The sequence below is a fragment of the Stenotrophomonas sp. YJH_SMC_133 genome (assembly GCF_059370655.1).
The window spans coordinates 255,411-272,857 of record NZ_JCAFTW010000006.1 but is presented as its reverse complement, the minus strand read 5'-3'; the positions used below and the strand labels follow the sequence as shown (position 1 = coordinate 272,857).

16 protein-coding genes are annotated in these 17,447 nt (G+C 66.8%); 12 read left to right on the top strand and 4 right to left on the bottom strand.

The annotated features are described in order from the left end of the window. The first annotated feature begins 76 nt into the window (after positions 1-76). The 3 genes from lolA (at position 77) to AC5P78_RS11040 (ending at position 2,912) form a co-directional block, all read left to right on the top strand. Complete coding sequence (gene lolA, locus AC5P78_RS11050; RefSeq protein WP_005413289.1) at positions 77-715, top strand: outer membrane lipoprotein periplasmic chaperone LolA; 639 nt, start codon at positions 77-79, stop codon at positions 713-715. Positions 716-1,079: 364 nt separating this feature from the next. Continuing rightward, positions 1,080-2,378, top strand: coding sequence for a replication-associated recombination protein A (locus AC5P78_RS11045; protein ID WP_224481979.1), 1,299 nt, complete (start codon positions 1,080-1,082; stop codon positions 2,376-2,378). Between the two features lie 144 nt (positions 2,379-2,522). After that, complete coding sequence (locus AC5P78_RS11040) at positions 2,523-2,912, top strand: DUF805 domain-containing protein (RefSeq protein WP_005413291.1); 390 nt, start codon at positions 2,523-2,525, stop codon at positions 2,910-2,912. A gap of 73 nt (positions 2,913-2,985) precedes the next feature. Here the strand turns inward: AC5P78_RS11040 and AC5P78_RS11035 are convergent, their stop codons facing one another. After that, on the bottom strand, positions 2,986-3,360 hold the full coding sequence (locus AC5P78_RS11035; protein WP_049397465.1) for a hypothetical protein: 375 nt from the start codon (positions 3,358-3,360) through the stop codon (positions 2,986-2,988). A gap of 321 nt (positions 3,361-3,681) precedes the next feature. Here AC5P78_RS11035 and AC5P78_RS11030 point away from each other — a divergent pair, with 321 nt between their 5' ends. The 9 genes from AC5P78_RS11030 to AC5P78_RS10990 all read left to right on the top strand — a co-directional run bounded on the left by AC5P78_RS11030 (position 3,682) and on the right by AC5P78_RS10990 (position 13,818). Then, the gene (locus AC5P78_RS11030) at positions 3,682-4,710 is read left to right on the top strand and encodes an alpha/beta hydrolase (RefSeq protein WP_059034410.1); all 1,029 of its coding nucleotides are present in this window, start codon (positions 3,682-3,684) and stop codon (positions 4,708-4,710) included. Positions 4,711-4,832: 122 nt separating this feature from the next. Beyond that, positions 4,833-6,209: a YncE family protein gene (locus AC5P78_RS11025; RefSeq protein ID WP_076738925.1), complete on the top strand. Its 1,377-nt coding sequence runs from the start codon at positions 4,833-4,835 to the stop codon at positions 6,207-6,209. Between the two features lie 51 nt (positions 6,210-6,260). Further along, a complete protein-coding gene (locus AC5P78_RS11020) occupies positions 6,261-7,310 on the top strand; it encodes a heme/hemin ABC transporter substrate-binding protein (RefSeq protein WP_060380375.1) in 1,050 nt (349 codons plus the stop codon). Further along, the gene (locus tag AC5P78_RS11015; protein WP_076738926.1) at positions 7,307-8,350 is read left to right on the top strand and encodes a FecCD family ABC transporter permease; all 1,044 of its coding nucleotides are present in this window, start codon (positions 7,307-7,309) and stop codon (positions 8,348-8,350) included. Before AC5P78_RS11020 ends, AC5P78_RS11015 begins: the two co-directional genes overlap by 4 nt. Beyond that, a complete protein-coding gene (locus tag AC5P78_RS11010) occupies positions 8,347-9,108 on the top strand; it encodes a heme ABC transporter ATP-binding protein (RefSeq protein WP_076738927.1) in 762 nt (253 codons plus the stop codon). The genes AC5P78_RS11015 and AC5P78_RS11010 overlap by 4 nt, the downstream gene beginning before the upstream one ends. 64 nt (positions 9,109-9,172) lie before the next feature. After that, on the top strand, positions 9,173-9,922 hold the full coding sequence (locus AC5P78_RS11005) for a hypothetical protein (protein WP_076738928.1): 750 nt from the start codon (positions 9,173-9,175) through the stop codon (positions 9,920-9,922). A 468-nt stretch (positions 9,923-10,390) separates the two neighbouring features. After that, complete coding sequence (gene fusA / locus AC5P78_RS11000; RefSeq protein ID WP_012480150.1) at positions 10,391-12,427, top strand: elongation factor G; 2,037 nt, start codon at positions 10,391-10,393, stop codon at positions 12,425-12,427. A gap of 252 nt (positions 12,428-12,679) precedes the next feature. Further along, on the top strand, positions 12,680-12,952 hold the full coding sequence (locus AC5P78_RS10995; protein WP_005409616.1) for a hypothetical protein: 273 nt from the start codon (positions 12,680-12,682) through the stop codon (positions 12,950-12,952). A 110-nt stretch (positions 12,953-13,062) separates the two neighbouring features. Then, complete coding sequence (locus AC5P78_RS10990) at positions 13,063-13,818, top strand: SapC family protein (protein ID WP_005409617.1); 756 nt, start codon at positions 13,063-13,065, stop codon at positions 13,816-13,818. On the opposite strand, the gene AC5P78_RS10985 is transcribed toward AC5P78_RS10990, so the two are convergent. From AC5P78_RS10985 to AC5P78_RS10975, 3 genes are read right to left on the bottom strand one after another with little or no spacing between them, the layout of a single operon-like run. Then, complete coding sequence (locus tag AC5P78_RS10985; RefSeq protein WP_138970008.1) at positions 13,819-16,125, bottom strand: ATP-binding protein; 2,307 nt, start codon at positions 16,123-16,125, stop codon at positions 13,819-13,821. It lies immediately after the preceding gene. 2 nt (positions 16,126-16,127) lie between these two features. Further along, positions 16,128-16,874: a LuxR C-terminal-related transcriptional regulator gene (locus AC5P78_RS10980; RefSeq protein WP_414498227.1), complete on the bottom strand. Its 747-nt coding sequence runs from the start codon at positions 16,872-16,874 to the stop codon at positions 16,128-16,130. Positions 16,875-16,907: 33 nt separating this feature from the next. Continuing rightward, the gene (locus AC5P78_RS10975) at positions 16,908-17,441 is read right to left on the bottom strand and encodes a lipocalin family protein (protein ID WP_005413302.1); all 534 of its coding nucleotides are present in this window, start codon (positions 17,439-17,441) and stop codon (positions 16,908-16,910) included. Between the last annotated feature and the right edge of the window lie 6 nt (positions 17,442-17,447).

Genomic DNA, 17,447 nt, shown 5'->3' with positions numbered 1-17,447 from the left:
CCTGATCGCCCATTCATCTTTCCCCGGGCACACTGGCAACCACCTTTCCTGGCGCCCGCGCCCACAGGATTCCCGCATGAACTTCCGCTTCCGCCGTTTCCTTGCCACCACCACCCTGGCCGTGGCCTGCGCCGCCGCCGGCAGCGCCTGGGCTGGCGCCCGCGATGACCTGAAGACCTTCACCAGCGGCCTGAAGGGCCTGGATGGCCAGTTCAGCCAGCAGGTGTTCGACAGCCGCGGCAAGGTGAAGGAATCGACCAGTGGTCGCGTGGCCCTGTCGGCGCCGCGCCTGTTCCGTTGGGAATACGTGCGCCCGCACGAACAGCTGATCGTGGCCGACGGCAAGAAGGTCTGGATGTACGAGCCGGACCTGGAGCAGGCCACCGTGCGCGAGCAGGGCAAGGAAGAGCAGAACAGCCCGCTGACCGCGCTGATCAACCCGGCGCTGCTGGAGCAGCAGTACGACGTCAGCGAAGAGGCCGCGCAGCGCGACGGCCTGCAGTGGCTGTCGCTGTCGCCGAAGCGCGAGACCGAAGCCAGTTTCCAGTACGCCGCGCTGGGCTTCAACGCCCAAGGCCTGGCCAAGATGGAAATCACCGATGCGGTTGGCCAGCGTACCGTGATCAGCTTCAGTGGCTGGAAGCGCAATCCGGGCTTCGCGGCCGGCACCTTCAGCTTCACCCCGCCGAAGGGCACCGACGTCATCGGTAATTGATGGCGGACGCCGGGCATGGCCTGGCCCTACCTGCTCGGGTGGGTGCCAACCGGCACCGCCTTGGTGGGTGTCAACCTTGGTTGACATGCTTTTGATCTGCCGGCCAGCGGCCGGCACTACCGAATCCTGTGGCCCGGCGCCAACTGCTCTGGTGGGTGCCAACCGGCACCGCCTTGGTGGGTGTCAACCTTGGTTGACACGCTGTTGATCTGCCGGCCAGCGGCCGGCACTACCAGACATCGCGTCCCGCCCGCCGGGCACGGCCCGGCGCTACCGTTGGGCGGCGCGGTACAATGACCGGGTGCCAAGACATCGCTCCACTTCATTCCCCGGACCCGATCTGCTGAGCGTCGATCGGGAACACATGCGCCCGCTGGCCGAGCGCATGCGCCCCCGCACCCTGGATGAAATGGTCGGGCAGAAGCGCCTGCTGGCGCCGGACAGTGCGCTGCGCCGCGCGGTCGAATCCGGTCGCGTGCATTCGATGATCCTGTGGGGGCCGCCGGGCTGCGGCAAGACCACGCTGGCGCTGCTGCTGGCCGAGTACGCTGATGCGGAATTCCGCGCCATCTCTGCCGTGCTGTCCGGCCTGCCGGAGGTGCGCCAGGTGCTGGCCGAGGCCGCGCAACGCTTCGCCGAAGGCCGCCGCACCGTGCTGTTCGTGGATGAGGTGCACCGCTTCAACAAGGCGCAGCAGGATGCGTTCCTGCCGCATATCGAGCGCGGCACCATCCTGTTCGTCGGTGCCACCACCGAGAATCCATCCTTCGAGCTGAATTCGGCGCTGCTGTCGCGTTGCCGCGTGCATGTGCTGGAAGGCGTTTCGCCGACCGACATCGTCGAGGCGCTGGAACGTGCGCTGGGCGACCGCGAACGCGGCCTGGGCGAGGAGGGCATCGAGGTCGCTCCCGAACTGCTGCTGGAAATCGCCACCGCCGCCGATGGCGACGTGCGCCGTGCGTTGACCCTGCTGGAAATCGCCGCCGAGCTGGCGGGCGGGGAGGGCGGTCGCATCACGCCTCAGACCCTGACCCAGGTGCTGGCCGATCGTACCCGCCGCTTCGACAAGGGCGGCGAGCAGTTCTACGACCAGATCTCGGCGCTGCACAAATCCGTGCGCAGCTCCAACCCGGACGCCGCGCTGTACTGGCTGACCCGCATGCTCGATGGCGGCTGCGATCCGTCTTACCTGGCGCGCCGGCTGACCCGCATGGCCATCGAGGATATCGGCCTGGCCGACCCGCGTGCGCAGAGCATGGCGCTGGAAGCGTGGGACATCTATGAGCGGCTGGGCAGTCCGGAGGGCGAACTCGCGTTCGCCCAGCTGGTGCTGTACCTGGCCAGCACCGCCAAGTCGAACGCCGGCTATGCGGCCTTCAACCAGGCCAAGGCCGACGTGCGCGAGAGTGGTACCGAAGAAGTGCCGCTGCACCTGCGCAATGCGCCGACCAAGCTGATGAAGGAACTGGGCTACGGCGCCGAGTACCAGTATGACCACGATGCGGAGGGTGGCATCGCGCTCGACCAGACCGGTTTCCCGGATGCGATGGGCGAACGGGTGTACTACAACCCGGTGCCGCGCGGGTTGGAAATCAAGTTGAAGGAAAAGCTGGATCGTTTGCGCGCCGAGCGCGAGGCTGCGCGCGCCGCGAAGGGCCGCTGACCCGGTTCATGTGGCGTCGAGCCATGCTCGACTGCTTTTCGCAGCACTTCACGGCTCCCGACAGCCGAGCATGGCTTGGCTCTACATTGTCCTGCACGCGTTCATTTGGCACACTGCGCGGCTACTTTTTCAAGGATCGATGCCGTGCAGGAAATGATTCTGCCGTTGAAGCGCTACGCCCAGTTCGAGGGTCGCGCGAACCGCCGCGAGTACTGGATGTACCAGCTGTTCCTGTTCCTGGTCGCAACGGCAGTGATGCTGCTGGCCGGCGTGCTGGCGATCCTCCTGCGCAACAGTGCCGAAGCGCTGGCCGGCATCCTGATCGGCATGGTGGTGCTGCTGTGTGTGATGTGGCTGGCCACGATCGTGCCGCTGATCGCAGTGACCGTACGCCGCCTGCATGACTGCAACCAGTCGGGCTGGCTGTTCCTGCTGGCGCTGGTACCGGGTGGCGGGATCGTGATCATGATCTTCTCGCTGCTGCCGGGCACGCCGCAGGAGAACGTGTATGGTCCGGTGCCTACGGGGCCGTGATGATGCATGAGTCGAGCATGGCTCGACGCTACAGAGGCAAAGAAATGAAGCCGGCATTTTGCCGGCTTCATCTTTACTTGATGGCGCAATCGCCGAAGGACAGGTAATCGGTGCCCGAGCTGAACTGCAGCGTGCAGCTGGCGGTGAAGGTCGCGCCTTCTTCCAGTGCGCCCAGCTTGGCCGCCTGCTGTTCGTCGTCGCTGGTCAGCCGGGCCAGGACATTGCCCTGGTCATCGCCGGCCTCGATCAGCGGCTCGCCCGCCAGGTTGCTGGAAACGCTCAGTGCTACGGCAGTGAATGTCACCGTCTGGTTGAGTTGGTCCATGCCCAGTGACGAATTGCCGGCCTCTTCAAAGGCCTGGTAGAGCGTTGGCAGGTCCTGTGCGGCATGGGCGGCCAGCGGTGCGAGCAGGCCAAGGGAAAGGGCGATCAGGGTGGTGCGCTTCAAGGTGTTCTCGCAGTCACGGGATCCATTCCCGTGGGTGGTGGTCAGTAGATCCACGCCATGCGTGGATAGGTTTGGCAATAGACAGGGCGCGGCCGATGGCTCGATCACCCATCCATCCGCAGCCCTGCGAGGGTAGGGCGCTCCTGCGCCCCGCTGCCGGGCAAAATAGTGGATTCAGTGTTTCCGGTGCAACCGGGAAAATGAACGTATCGCGCGCGTGATACACAGTGTGACGTTTGATCGATGTGATAATCATTCGCGTTTAAGGTAGACTGCGGTCCCCTATGAACCGGCGGCCATTGGTCGCTCCTGCCGCTGCTGATGATGCATTTCGTCCCGCCTTCGCGCCGTGGTCCGCTGGCCCGCGGCCTGGCCGCCTTGATGATGGGTCTGCTCCTGGCCACCCCGTACGCCCATGCGCAGCAGCGCAATCCGCTGCAGAAGATCGGCCATACCGTACTCGACGAGCCGGCGGCCAGCTATCGCTTCGAGCATTTCGTGGTGGACAGTCCCGACCAGCAACGCCGCTGGCGGGTGAACCTGGCGATTCCGGCCAAGGCCGGCAAGACGCCATCCCCGGTGCTCTACGCGCTGGACGGCAATGCCGTCGCCATGGTGCTGGACCAGCCGCTGCTGGCCGAACTGGCCGCGCGCAAGGCGCCGCCGGTGCTGGTGCTGATCGGCTACGACAATGACCTGCGCATCGATTCCAAGGCGCGCACCCGCGACTACACCGCGTGGATCGACCGCGCCGACGATGAGAGCGGTACGACCCAGGCGGTCGGCGGTGGTGCTGCGGCCTTCCTGGATGTGATCGAACGCCGCATCAAGCCGGAAGTCGAGCGTCGCGCACGCATCGATACGCAGCAGCAAGCGCTGTGGGGCCACTCGCTGGGTGGGTTGTTCGTGCTCAATGCGCTGTACACCCGTCCCGCCGCCTTCCAGTCCTATCTGGCGGCCAGTCCCTCGCTGTGGTGGAGCCAGGGCGCGGCGCTGGGTGATCCGGAACAGCAGTTCGTGCAGAACGTGCATGGCCAGCCGGCAAAGCTCTGGTTGATGCTGGGCGGTGCCGAGCGTGTTGGCGATCGTGGCAAGCGTGACATGAGCAACCCACGGGTGGTCGCGCACCTGCGCCGCATCGGTGGCGCCACGCCGGATGCGGCGATGCAGTTGTCAGAACGGTTGGCCAAGGTGCCGGGCATGAGCGTGCAGTACCGCGAGTTCCCGGGGCTGGGACACGGCCCGATGCTGCCGGCCTCGTTCCATGCCGCGCTGCATGAACTGTACGGCGTGACCGACCGCAGCGCCGGTGACGGTGCCCCCACGGGTGGTGACAACGCCGCCGAGTGAATCCCTTCGCACGCGATGCCGTGCGACCCCACTACCCAGGCGAGGCTGCCGGCGTGCAGCGGCCCAGGCAACCGATGAATCCCGCGTCACGTGGCGCGGCCTACGTGTGCAAGGAGCCTTCCATGTCGTTCCGTCCGTCATTCCGTCTCACCTCTCTCGCCGCCGGCCTGTTGCTGGCGGTGACCGCCACCGCGCAGCCGGTGTTCGACCAGCCGGCCAACGCCACCTTCAAGGGTGAAGTCGTCTCACGCGGTGAGAACGTGGTTCCCGGCAGCACTGCCGACGTGGTCGGCCGTGGGTTCGTGCCGGGCCAGAAGGTCAGCCTGCTGCGCGGTGACAGCGTGCTCAACGCGCAGCCGCTGGTGGTCGACGCGGATGGCAACTTCAAGGCCCAGTTGAGCATTCCGGCCGACGCGGTGCCGGGCACCCATCCGGTGGTGGTGCGCGCCAGCCAACCGGCTGCGGCCACCGTGCTGAAGCTGCGCGTTTCGCCGCAGCTGCCGCTGTCCGGCCAGGCGCAGTTCGCCACCCAGTCCAACAAGCTGGTGCCGGGCCTGTACCAGTCCGCCTACAGCGCCGCCAGCAACGCAGTGTTCGTGACCTCGGCGGTGGGTCGCCCGCCGGTGACCCAGTCGCAGCTGCTGAAGCTGGACCCGAAGTCGCTGAAGGTGACCAAGGCGATCACCCCGGCGCAAGTGCCGGGCAGCACCAATGGCGCGGTGTACGCGGTCTACGGCGTGGGCGTGGATGACGCCAACGGCAATGTCTGGGTCACCAACACCCGCCAGAACTCCATCGCGGTCTATCGCCAGAAGGACCTGTCGCTGGTCCATCAGTTCCCGGTCGATGCCGTGCCGCACGCGCGCGACGTGGTGGTCGACGGCACGCGCGGCAAGGTGTTCGCTTCTGCCACCGGCGAGGACCACCTGTCGGTGTTCGATGCGAAGACCTTCAAGGAACTGCCGCAGGTGACGCTGGAATCCGGCGTGGACGACGGCAAGTTCACCCCGATGAGCCTGGTGCTGGATGAGAAGGGCGGCAAGCTGTTCACCGTCAGCATCGGCACCCCGGAAGCGGCGGTGATCGATGTGGCCAGCGGCAAGGTCGAGAAGGTCATCGATCTGGGCAATTCGATCAGTGCCTCGGGCGTGGCCTACGACGCGGCACGCAACCGCCTGTACGTGGCCTCGCAGGGCACCGACAACCTGCTGATCGTCGACGTGGCCGCCGGCAAGGTGCTGCACGATGTGCCGGTCGGCGCCGGCGCGCTGAACGTCGCCTTCGATGATGCCTCCGGCCTCGCCTACGTCAGCAACCGTGGCGCTGGCACGGTCACCGTGGTGAACGGTGACGGCAAGGTGGTCGCCAATCTTGATGGCGGCACGCTGCCGAACCACGTCCGCGCCGATGGCAAGGGCAACGTGTTCGCGGTGAACAAGTCGCGCGGCGCTGAAGACCCGAAGGGTGACCGCATCACCCGCATCACCCCGAAGCAGTAAGTCACAGGGCAGGGTGGCGTGCGCGTCGCCCTGCCAGCAAGGAGAATGTGCATGAACATCGCGTCCCGTCTGCGCCTGTGTGCGCTTCCGTTCGCTGTTTCGCTGGCGTTGGCTGCCTGTGGCGGCTCGTCGGCTCCCTCTGATGCCAATACGCCTGCCGAGTCGCCCGCAGCAACGGCGGCCGCTGCGGAAACCGTGCTGCCGGTAGGCTGGCAGCGCGTGGCAGGAGCCGAAATGCCGGCCGTGCACGGCCAGAAGGCGGTGCTGCCGGCCAAGGTGCATTCCGATGATGGCGCCGATATCGAAGTGGCCGACACCAGCCGGATCATCGCCGGTGGCGACGACGTCATCGCGGTGATCGAAGCACTGGGGCTGGGCAAGCAGGTATTTGCCGCGCCGACCAACACCACCACCCAGGCCGGCCTGGCCGCGCCGCACCAGTTCCTGTTCAACCGAACCACTGGCGTGGAGGGCGTGCTGAGCCTGCAGGGCTCGCTGTTCCTCGGCAACAGCCTGCGCCGCCATACCGAACTGGCCAAGAAGCTGCGCGAAGTGGGCGAGCCGGCGGTGGTCATCGATGACCTGCAGCCGGCGCCGGACAAGGTGCGCAAGGTCGCCGCTGCACTAGGGCTGGCCGAGGCAGGGCAAGCACTGGCCACGCAGGTGCAGCGTCAGCTCGACGAGGCTGCAGCGATTGGCAAGGGCCTGGGCCATGCGCCACGACTGATCCACGTGTCGGCCACCGGCGCTGGCGGCTCACCGACTGTTGCCGGTGCCGACAGCGCCTCGGCGCAGCTGATCGCGCTGGCTGGCGGCGTCAACATCGGCACCGAGGCGGGGGTGAAGAACTACTCGCAGCTGAGCAATGAAGGCGTGGTCGCCGCAGCGCCGGAGGTGATCCTGGTGACCGAGCATGACCTGCAGCTGTTCGGCGGTGCCGAGGGCCTGTGGAAGGCGTACCCGACGCTGAAGCAGACCCCGGCCGGGCAGGCCAATCGGGTTTGGGTGATGCCGGACGTGCAGCTGAAGTACACCAGTGTCGGTTCCGGTGCGGGCGCGCTGGCGCTGGCCAAGGCCCTGGCGGCGTTGCCGAAGGCATGAGTCCAGCGGATCGGCGCCGCCGTCGCGGGCGGACGATGTTGCTGGTGGCGTTGCTGGCACTGCTGGGTGCGGTGCTGGCCTCGTTCGCCGTGGGCCCGCTGCGGCTGCCGCCGCTGGAGGTGATGCAGGCGTTGGCGGTGAAGCTGGGGCTGCTCGATCCGCAGGCGGTCAGCGGCCGCGACCTGGCCGTGGTCTGGCAGCTGCGCATTCCGCGTGCCCTGTTGGGCGCGATGGTCGGCGCGTCATTGGCGATGGCCGGCGCCAGCCTGCAGGGCCTGTTCGGCAATCCGCTGGCCGACCCCGGCATCGTCGGTGTCAGCCAGGGTGCTGCGCTGGGTGCAGTCGCAGCCATTGTTCTCGGCGCTGCGGGCGCAGCCGGTTGGCTGGTGCCTGTAGCGGCATTCGCCGGCGGTGCGCTGGCGATCGGCCTGACCTACGCGCTGGCGCGACCCGGCAAAGGCAGTGGCAATGCCACGCTGCTGCTGGTCGGCATCGCGATGGCCGCGTTCTGCTCGGCGCTGATCGGTTTCCTCACCTACATCGCCAGCGAAAGCGAACTGCAGTCGCTGGTGTTCTGGCAGATGGGCTCGCTGGCGCGTGCCAACTGGGCCGATGTGGCGGCGGTGGTGCCCCTGTTTGCCATCGGCGTGTTCGCGTTGCAGCGGTTGGCCACGCCGCTGGACATGCTGGCGCTGGGCGAACGCCAGGCGCAGCACCTCGGGCTGGACGTGACCCGCACGCGGCGTCGCCTGGTGGCGTTCAGTGCGCTGCTGGTGGGCGCGGCGGTGGCCTTTGCCGGTTCGATCAGTTTCGTTGGCCTGGTGGTGCCGCACGTGGCGCGCCTGCTGGTCGGCCCCGGGCATCGCTGGCTGCTGCCGTTGTCCGGCCTGCTGGGCGCGCTGCTGATCGTGGTGGCCGACACCGCGGCCCGCACGCTCGATCCGCCGGCGGAGATTCCGCTGGGCTTGTTCTCGGCCGCGCTGGGCGCGCCGTTCTTCCTCTGGCTGGTGCTGCAGCAGCGCCGCAAGGCGGCGCCATGAGCGTACTGCTGAAGCTGCACGAGGTGGTGGTGCGCCGCCAGCAGCGCGAGATCCTGCATGGCATCTCGCTCGCGTTCGAGCCGGGTACGGTGACCGCGCTGGTTGGCCCGAACGGCGCAGGCAAGTCCACCTTGCTGGCGGTAGCGGCCGGCGACCTGCGCGCCGATGCGGGCGAGGTGAGCCTGTTGGGCAAACCGCTGGCCAGCTACAAGGCCGGGCCGCTGGCGCGCGAGCGCGCGGTAATGCCGCAGGAGCACGGCGTTCGTTTCGCCTTCAGCGTAGAGGAGGTGGTGGCGATGGGCCGGTTGCCACACCCGCCGGACCCGGTCACGGACGAAGCCCGGGTGGAAGCGGCCATCGATGCCGCCGAACTGCAGGCGCTGCGCCTGCGCGAGGTGCAGCAGCTGTCCGGTGGCGAGTCCGCCCGCACCACGTTCGCGCGTGTGCTGGCGCAGGATACGCCGCTGCTGCTGCTCGATGAGCCGACCGCCGCGCTGGACCTGCGCCACCAGGAGCGCACATTGCGTAGCGTGCGTGCCAGTGCCGAAGCTGGTGCGTGCGTGATCGTGGTGCTGCACGATCTGAACCTGGCGGCTGGCTACGCCGATCGCATCGTGCTGCTGGAACAGGGCAGGGTGGCGGCCGATGGCACGCCGCTGCAGGTGCTGACCGAAGACAACCTGCAGCGGGTCTACCAGCAGGATGTGGTGGTGCTGGAGCACCCAAGGCGCGGGGTGCCGCTGGTGGTGGTGACCTGAGCGAGGGCCCGCCAGGTTGCTCCGGGTATCATGATTGCTTCGTCTTCTTCAATGGACTGATGCCATGTTCCGCACCGTTACCTGCAGCGTGCTGCTCGCGGCAATGATTGCTTCCGCTTGCGCTGCCAATGCGGCTTCGACCTCTCAGGTTTCGCTGACCGACGCGGCCGAGAACGCCTCGCTGATCGAGACCCGACATTCCAATAGCGACGGTGCCGCTGTGACGTCGATGAAGACGCAGTACTTCGCCAACGAGGAAATGTCGGTGAGCTGGGACGACCAGCAGGTGCTGGTGCTGTGCAGGGAGACGGCGTACCTGAAGATTCCTGCGACCAAGCTCAAGGCCGGTGCGTTGACCTCCGAACAGCGGCAGATGATCGTCTATCAGGCGCTGATGTCAGGCCTGGGGGCTGTCGCGGGCGTCATCGGGCCGGCCGGCGAGGTGGTGGCCGTGGCCGATGACGGCAGCGAGACCCGCAGCGTTGGCGAAAGCAGCTGGGCGTATGGTGTTGAGCGATACGAGGTGATCACCCAGCGGCTGCCGGACGGTGCACTTCGGGTCCGGACCCACAAGACGGAAACCGTGAATACCACGCCTCCGGCGGGCCCGGACGACATGTTCAGTACCGAGGACGATCAGGCGGCACGCCTGTCCGAGCTGGCGCCGGTGGGGAGCTGGACCGAAGTGCTGATCCAAGGTGGCGCACGGCTGCCGCACATGGACCCGGCGACGTCGCTGAAGGGGTGGATCTCGATGGGCGACGACCAGGCGGCGACCGTGGGTGAGGCGCGCAAGCTGCACGACTGCAAGTAGGACATGGCAGGGGCAGAGCCCTTTGCTTTGGGCAAAGGGATCCGACCCCGATGTCGGTCGGCCTCATCGTTCTATTATTGTGTGCAATATTCACTTGCGCGCCAGATTGGCAGGTCTAGAATGCGCCCCATGAACCGGATGCCGCTCCTGAAGTTTTTCACCCTGACCCGCGCAAGCGCGGAACGGGCGTGTCTGCCTGGAGCCCCACGAGGCCGTTGAAGCGGTCATCGCTGGACCTTCGACAGAGCGCCCTCCGGGGCGCTCTTTTTGTTTTTGTTTCTCATTAGTCGACTAACAGTCGACTCTACCCAGTCGACGCTACCCAGTCGACGCTACCTACTCGACTCTACCCAGTACTGCGAAGGAGAACGTGCCATGCACCAGATCGCCGAGACCGAACGCTAGCCGCGCACCCTGTCGCCAACCGGGGTGTGCGGCCCCTGAAGTTGGCTTTGCAGGAACCTCTTTATGAACACCCACGTCCTTTCCCGCCGTCGCAACCTCGGCATCATTGCCCACATCGACGCCGGCAAGACCACGCTGACCGAACGCCTGCTGTGGAAAAGCGGCGAGATCCACCGCGTCGGCGAAGTGCACGACGGCAATGCGACCACCGATTTCTCGGCGATCGAGCGCGAACGCGGCATCACCATCGGCGCTGCCGCCGTGCAGGCGCAGTGGGCGCCACGTGACCTGCCGTCGCATCGGCTGACCCTGATCGACACCCCCGGCCATATCGACTTCGCCATCGAAGTCGAACGTTCACTGCGCGTGCTCGACGGTGCCGTGGCCGTGTTCTCGGCCGTGGACGGCGTGCAGCCGCAGTCCGAGACGGTATGGCGCCAGGCGCGTCGCCATCGCGTGCCGCTGATCGCCTTCGTCAACAAGATGGACCGCGTCGGTGCTTCGTTCGAGCGCGTGCTGGAGCAGCTGCAGGACAAACTGCAGGCGCGACCGTGGGCGTTGGGCGTGCCGTTGGGCAGCGAAAGCGGCTTCAATGGCTGGGTCGACCTGGTCGATGAGCGCGTGCTGCAGTGGCAGGATGGCGCCGCAACCACGGTGGCCCCGTGGGACGACGCGGCACGCGCGCAGTGGCAGGCTCAGCGCGATGCGCTGGTCGAGGCCGTGGCCGATCACGATGAACAACTGGCCGATGCCTGGCTGGAAGGTCGCGTGATCGATGCCGAACAGCTGCGCGCGGCGATCCGCCGGGCGACGCTGGCGGGTGCGGGCGTGCCCGTGCTGGCCGGTGCTGCGTTCAAGGACAAGGGTATCGAGACGCTGCTCGATGCCGTGGTCGATTACCTGCCGTCGCCGCTGGATCGCCCTGCCGTGACCGCCGAAAGCGAGAGCGGCGAGGTGGTGCTGCCGCCGGATCCGGACGGTCCGCTGGCGGGCCTGCTGTTCAAGATCACCCACCAGCAACACGGCGCGCTGAGCTTCGTGCGGCTGTACTCGGGGACCTTGAAGGTGGGCGACGCGGTGGCCAGCTCGCAGCACCCACAGGGACGGCGTGTCAGCCGGCTGGTGCGGGTGCAGGCCGACCAGACCCACGACATCGAGCAGGCCGTGGCCGGTGACATTGTCGCGGTGCTGGGCTGGAAGGATGCGGTCAGTGGCGAAACGCTGAGCGGCCGTGCGCAGCCGCTGCGCCTGGAGAACATCCAGGCCCAGGCGCCGGTGCTGGCGTGGCGCCTGGAGCCGGCGCGTGCGGCCGACCTGATCAGGATGGCGCAGGGCCTGGCCAGCCTGGCCCAGGAAGACCCGTCGTTCCGCGTCGAAACCGATCGCGACACGGCGGAAACCCTGGTCTGGGGCATGGGCGAGCTGCACCTGGAGGTGATGGTCGAGCGCCTGCGCAGCGAATGGAAGGTGGGCGTGGGCGTAGGTGCGCCACGCGTGGCCTACCAGGAGACGCCGCTGCGTGCGATGACCGGCGTCGTCGGGCGGCTGGTCAAGCAGACCGGTGGCCAGGGCCAGTTCGCGCACGTGGTGCTGGATGTGTCGCCGCGTGAGGACGGCCAGGTGGTGTTCAACGACCGCATCGTCGGTGGCGTGGTGCCGCGCAGCTTCATCGCCGCGGTGGAGAAGGGCGTACGTGCTGCGCTGTCGGAAGGGCCGCAGGGTCATCCGGTGGTCGGCATCGAGGTCAGTCTTGTCGATGGCCAGACCCATGCCAAGGACTCTTCGGAGATGGCGTTCCATCGCGCGGGTGCCGAGGCGATCAAGGCCGCGCTGGCCGAAGGTGGTACGCAGCTGCTGGAACCGGTGATGGCGGTGACGGTGCATTCGCCGTCGGCGTCGGTGGGCGATGTGGTCGGCGACCTCAACCGGCGCCACGGTCGCATTGCCCGCATCGAGGACCAGGACGGTCGCGCTGAGGTCAGTGGTTTTGCGCCATTGGCGCAGCTGGTGGGTTACACCACGTCGCTGCGTTCGCTCAGCCAGGGGCGGGCGAGTAGCGAGGCGCACCTGCACGGCTACGAGCCGGTACGCGCTGCATGAGGAAACGTGGGGGGGAGCCCGTTCGCGGGCTCCCCTTTTTTGTGTTCGGGGCGCGCATCCACGCATGGCGTGATCTACAGGGTGATCGGGTCGCGAGCTCTGCAGTAGATCCACGCCATGCGTGGATGGGGCCCTCGGGATGCGATTTTTTTGCATTGCATCGCAACAAAACTGCAGAAAAGGCTGGATTAAAGTGATGCCTCACGATAAATTGCGCACCCCCCGTTGCTCGCCGCCGCCCGCACCCTTCTCATGCGTGATGACAAAGACCCCGGAACCCTGGAGCTGACCCTGCCGCGAAAGCGCGGCCGTCCGCCCAAGTTCGGGTACGCCATGAGTGACGCGCAACGGGCCGCGCGCTACCGCGCGCGCCGGGCAGGGCAGGCCAACCACGCGGATGTGCGCTCCTGTTCGGACATGGTGCTGCTGGACAAGATCCGCGCAGCGGTCAGCGCGCGTGACACCGAACTGGCCGGTTTCCTGGTCCATGTGCTCTGGCAGCGGTACCCCCTGCAGCTGAAATAGGCCGACGATGGGGTGGCCGTTGTCATCGAGCTTGTTGATAATGCGGGATTCAGGTTGTTCCCGCTGGCGCGCCCGGGATGGCAGGCGCGCATGATCGAACGGTTCCCAAGATGACCACCACCAGCGACACCACCACCGAAGCGGCGCCGAGCAACGCCCCCCTGTTCTACACCCGTCCGGTGCCGCTGCAGGCCGATGTGCACGCCGACCTGCGCATCCTGCCGGGCAGGCTCGAGTTTGCCGCGGGCAACAACGCCATTCCGCTGGTGCTCGGCGAGTTCTCGCTGGCGCTGCACCACTTCCCGATCCTCTTCGCTGGCCCGACCGCAGTGCCGATGGCTGCCGTTGGTGTATCCGACCAGAACCTGTTCATCAAGGATGGCCTGTGGGAAGACGAGGCCTATATCCCGGCCTACCTGCGTCGCCACCCCTTCATCTTCATCGACACCGGCTCGGACAATGATTTCCTGCTGGGCATCGACGAAGAGAGCTCGCGCGTGGTCAAGGGCGGTGACGAAGGCCAGCCGCTGTTCGTCGATGGCAAGGCCACCGACATGGTGCAGCAGGCGCTGGAGTTCTGTGGCCAGTTCACCCGTGAGCACGAACAGACCCAGGCCTTCTCCAAGGCCCTGATCGACAACGGCCTGCTGGTCGAGCGCAACGCCACCGTGCGTACCCCGGATGGCCGTGAGTTCAATCTCAATGGTTTCCAGGTCGTCGACGTCGAGAAGTTCGTCGCGCTGCCGGAAGCCACTGTGATCGAGTGGCATCGCAGTGGTTGGCTGGCGCTGATCCACCAGCATCTGATGTCGCTGGGTCGCTTCAACGATCTGACCCGTCGCCAGGTCGAGCGTCTGGCGGCCTGATCAGGCCCCGGGCATGGCTTCCGCAGCGCGGGAGCCATGCCATTGCTGAAGGACGCGCAACAGGCGTCGCGCATCGGCCCAGTCGGGTGTGGCGTCGCGACCCAGCTCCCACAGGTCGCCCGCCGTGTCCGCCTCTGCGGCAGCCCCGTATATCTGCAGGGCCCCCTGAAGCCGATGCGCGTGATGGCATAGGTCAGTGGCACTGGCGGCATCGATGGCCTGTTCGATCCGCAGCAGCTCGTGGCCGATGTCCGTGATGTAGGCGGGGTCGCCTGCGGCTGTGCCCGTTGCGATGGCCTGTCCGGTCGCCGGCAGCTCCAGCGCCCGCAGCAGTGACTCAAGCTGTAGTGGCTTGGTCAGGGTGGCGTCGAACCCTGCTTTCCGGCAGCGCGCCACATGCCGACGATCGCGGCGTGCCGACAGCGCGATCAGTCGCAGTGGGGCACGCGCCTGCCTGCGCAACTGCATGGCCAGCGCATAGCCATCCATGTCCCCGAGCCCGATGTCGAGCAGGATCACGCTGCGCGGTCTCACGGCCTGCTCGGCAAGCGCGCTGGCGGCGTCGCCAGACGCGTGTACATCGGCACCCAGGCGGCGCAGCTGCTCGCTGATGACCCGGCGATTGAGGGCGTGGTCCTCCACCAGCAGCAGCTCAACCCCGCCCAGCGGCGTTCCCGCGCCGGCGCTGGCGGCTGACCCCACCTTGGCCTTGGCGGGGCGTACCGGCAGGCGCAGGGTGAAGCGACTGCCGCGCCCGGGGACGCTGTGTACTGACAGGTTGCCGCCCATTGCGCGGGCAAGCGCATGCGCGATCATCAGTCCCAATCCGCTGCCTCCGCGCTCCTTGCCGTCTTCGCCCTGCTGGAATGGCTGGAACAGCACGGTGAGTTGCTCTGCAGTGATGCCGATACCGCTGTCGATCACATCCAGCATGAGCTCACGAGGGTGGTTGCCCGGTGTCAGTTGAAGGCGCAGCTCGATGCCGCCGACGTCGGTGAACTTGAGTGCGTTTCCCAGCAGGTTGTCGATGATCTGGCGCAGTCCTTCCGGATCGATGGCGACAATGGGGCAGGGCTCGGGGAGGCAGTCGAAGCGAAGCGCCAGCCCGCGCTGCCGAGCCTGGGGACGAATTGCATCCAGCGAGTGGCGGCAGAGTCGTGCAATGTCGCAAGGTTCTACGTGCGGCTTGAAGGTGCCGCTGGCCAGGCGTGAGAACTCCAGCGAGCGGTTGAGCAGGTTGCGCAGCGAGGAGCCCGCGGCATGTGCAGCCGCCAGTGCTTCTCGCCGCCCCATGGGCGCCGACGGCTGGCTGAGCAGGTCGATCGAGGCAAGGACTGCCTGGGCCGAATTGCGCACCTCGTGGCTCAACATGCCAATCGCGCGGGCGCGGGCACGGCCTTCAGCACGCAGGCGCCTGTGCCAGGCATGCCACAGGAACGGGGCGACTGCCAATGCGGCAGCCAGGGCCGGCAGCCACTGCGGGGGCAGCTGACGCATCCAGTCCAGGACGTGCTCCAGCGAGGCGGGGGCCGCCTGTTGGGCCCATAGCTGCAACAGGCCGGCATGTTCCTCCAGCGTAATGTCGTGCAATGCCCGCTCGATGCGCTCCAGCAGCTGGCGATCTTCGTGGCGCGCAAGCAGGTGCAGGTCGGTGGAGAAATCGCTGTCGAAAGGCTGCAGGTGCAGGTGCCCGGCGAAATGCCGACGGATCAGGGGCCGCAGGGTCGTTTCCAGGCCGATTGCCAGATCGGCGGTGCCGTTTTCAACAGCTGCCAGCGTGGCGTGCCGATCGGCCAGGTGTAGCAGGCGGACGTGCGGATGGCGCGCGGCCAGCCATTCCGCATACGGCCCCCCTTCGAGCACGGCCAGGACCTGGTGGTCCAGCTCCGTGATATCGCGTGGCAGGCGTTCGCCGCTGCGGCCGGCGAGCATCGTCTTGCCACCGCGGAACGTGCTGGATGCCACCAGGCCGGGGCAGGGTGGCTGCAGGTGGTTGCCAATCACCAGTACCAGATCCGCTTCGCGTCTGCAGACGGCAGCCACCGATGCGCCGGTGCTGGGATGCTGGTGCTCCTGGAACTGCAGCTGCGAACGCCGTGCAACCAGATTGGCGTAGCCATGGGCCAGACTTGGCAACGTCGTGCCGCCAGCGAGTGCAGCGGGTACCGGGTGCAGCGACGGCGTGGTCGCCACCCGGACTTCGCGCCCGGGCCCCCATTCAAGTGATGACGCATCCTCGGCCGACGCGGCGGGAAGCAGGATGAGCGCCAACAGCAGGAGGGTGGATGTACGCATTCGATCACGCATCTTCACGGTGATTCCAGCTGCTGCCGCATGGCGTAGATCTCGGCATCGTTGCGCAGCCTGAGCTTGCGCAGGGCCGCAACCTTCTGTGTGCTGACGGTCTTGATGCTGCGATGGCGGCGGAGCGCGATTTCCGAAACGGTCAGGCCCGCCAGCAGGAGCTCCAGTACTTCGCGCTCGTTGCGGCTGAGCTCTTCGCAGTCTCCCGGCAGCGTGCAATCGGGTGGCAGTCGCGGAAGGCCCTGCGATACGCGCACGATTGCGTCCGAGAGCATCGGCAGTGGTTCGGCCTTGCTGACCACGCCACCGACACCAGTGGCGATAAGCTGGTTGATGTGGATCGAGGGTGAAAGGGTCGCAAAAGCGAGCAGGGTGACGCGAGGAAAGTGCTCGCGCAGCAGCGGGGTCAGCTCGGCCGCGCTGCGATCGTCGCGGGCCAGGGTCAGATCGATGATCGCGACATCCACCCGCATCTGCTGGAGGCTGTCGATGAGTTCGTCGCTGCGGGCGTGGCTGGCGACGATACGGAAGCGGGCGTCGCGGGAGAGGTGCAGGGCAGTGCCGCGACGGACGACTTCGTGGTCGTCCAGTAGTGCCAGTCGCAGCGGGCGCGGGGCAGGAGGTCCATTCATGCGCAGGGAGGTGATCGGCGCCCATGGGGCGTGATGACCATTCTGGCGCTGCTGTCGCGGCGAACATCGAAATTGCTTGATTTTTGCGAATATTCCTAAGAAGTGATTCGCTGCATCCATCGATTCGGAGCTGTCAATTGATGGGATCGAATGCTACCGGACGGATTGCGGCACACGCCGCAGTCGGCGGATGTCGTAGCCCATCTCGGCGATGCGCTGCACGGCCTTCTGGTAGTCGCCGTCGGACACCTGCGGCGTACGCGCCATGTACCAGACATAGTCGCGCTTGCTGCGCGCCACGATGGTCTGGCGGTAGTCGTCATCCCGCCAGGCGATCACGTACTCGGCCTGGATCGGCCAGATGAACTGCATGCCCCAGATCGCGCCATTGCCTTCCTTCTCGACACGGCCAATGGGGTGCATCGACTTCTGCGGTGCATCGAAGCTGCCCTTGCGATAGGTGAAGGTGGTCTGGATGCGCCCGTCGGGCTTCAAGGCATAACTTTCCACCGCATCGTAGGCATCGCGTTCGGGCCAGGACGGAATATGGGCGATCACGTACCAGTCGCCCATGAAGCGTGGCACATCCACCGACGGCGCACGCGGAAGCGGCCGGGTGTCGCTGGAGGAGCAGCCCGAGCCGAACAGGCCGACTGCGATCAGCGGAAGCAGCGAGAACATGCGCATGGGGCA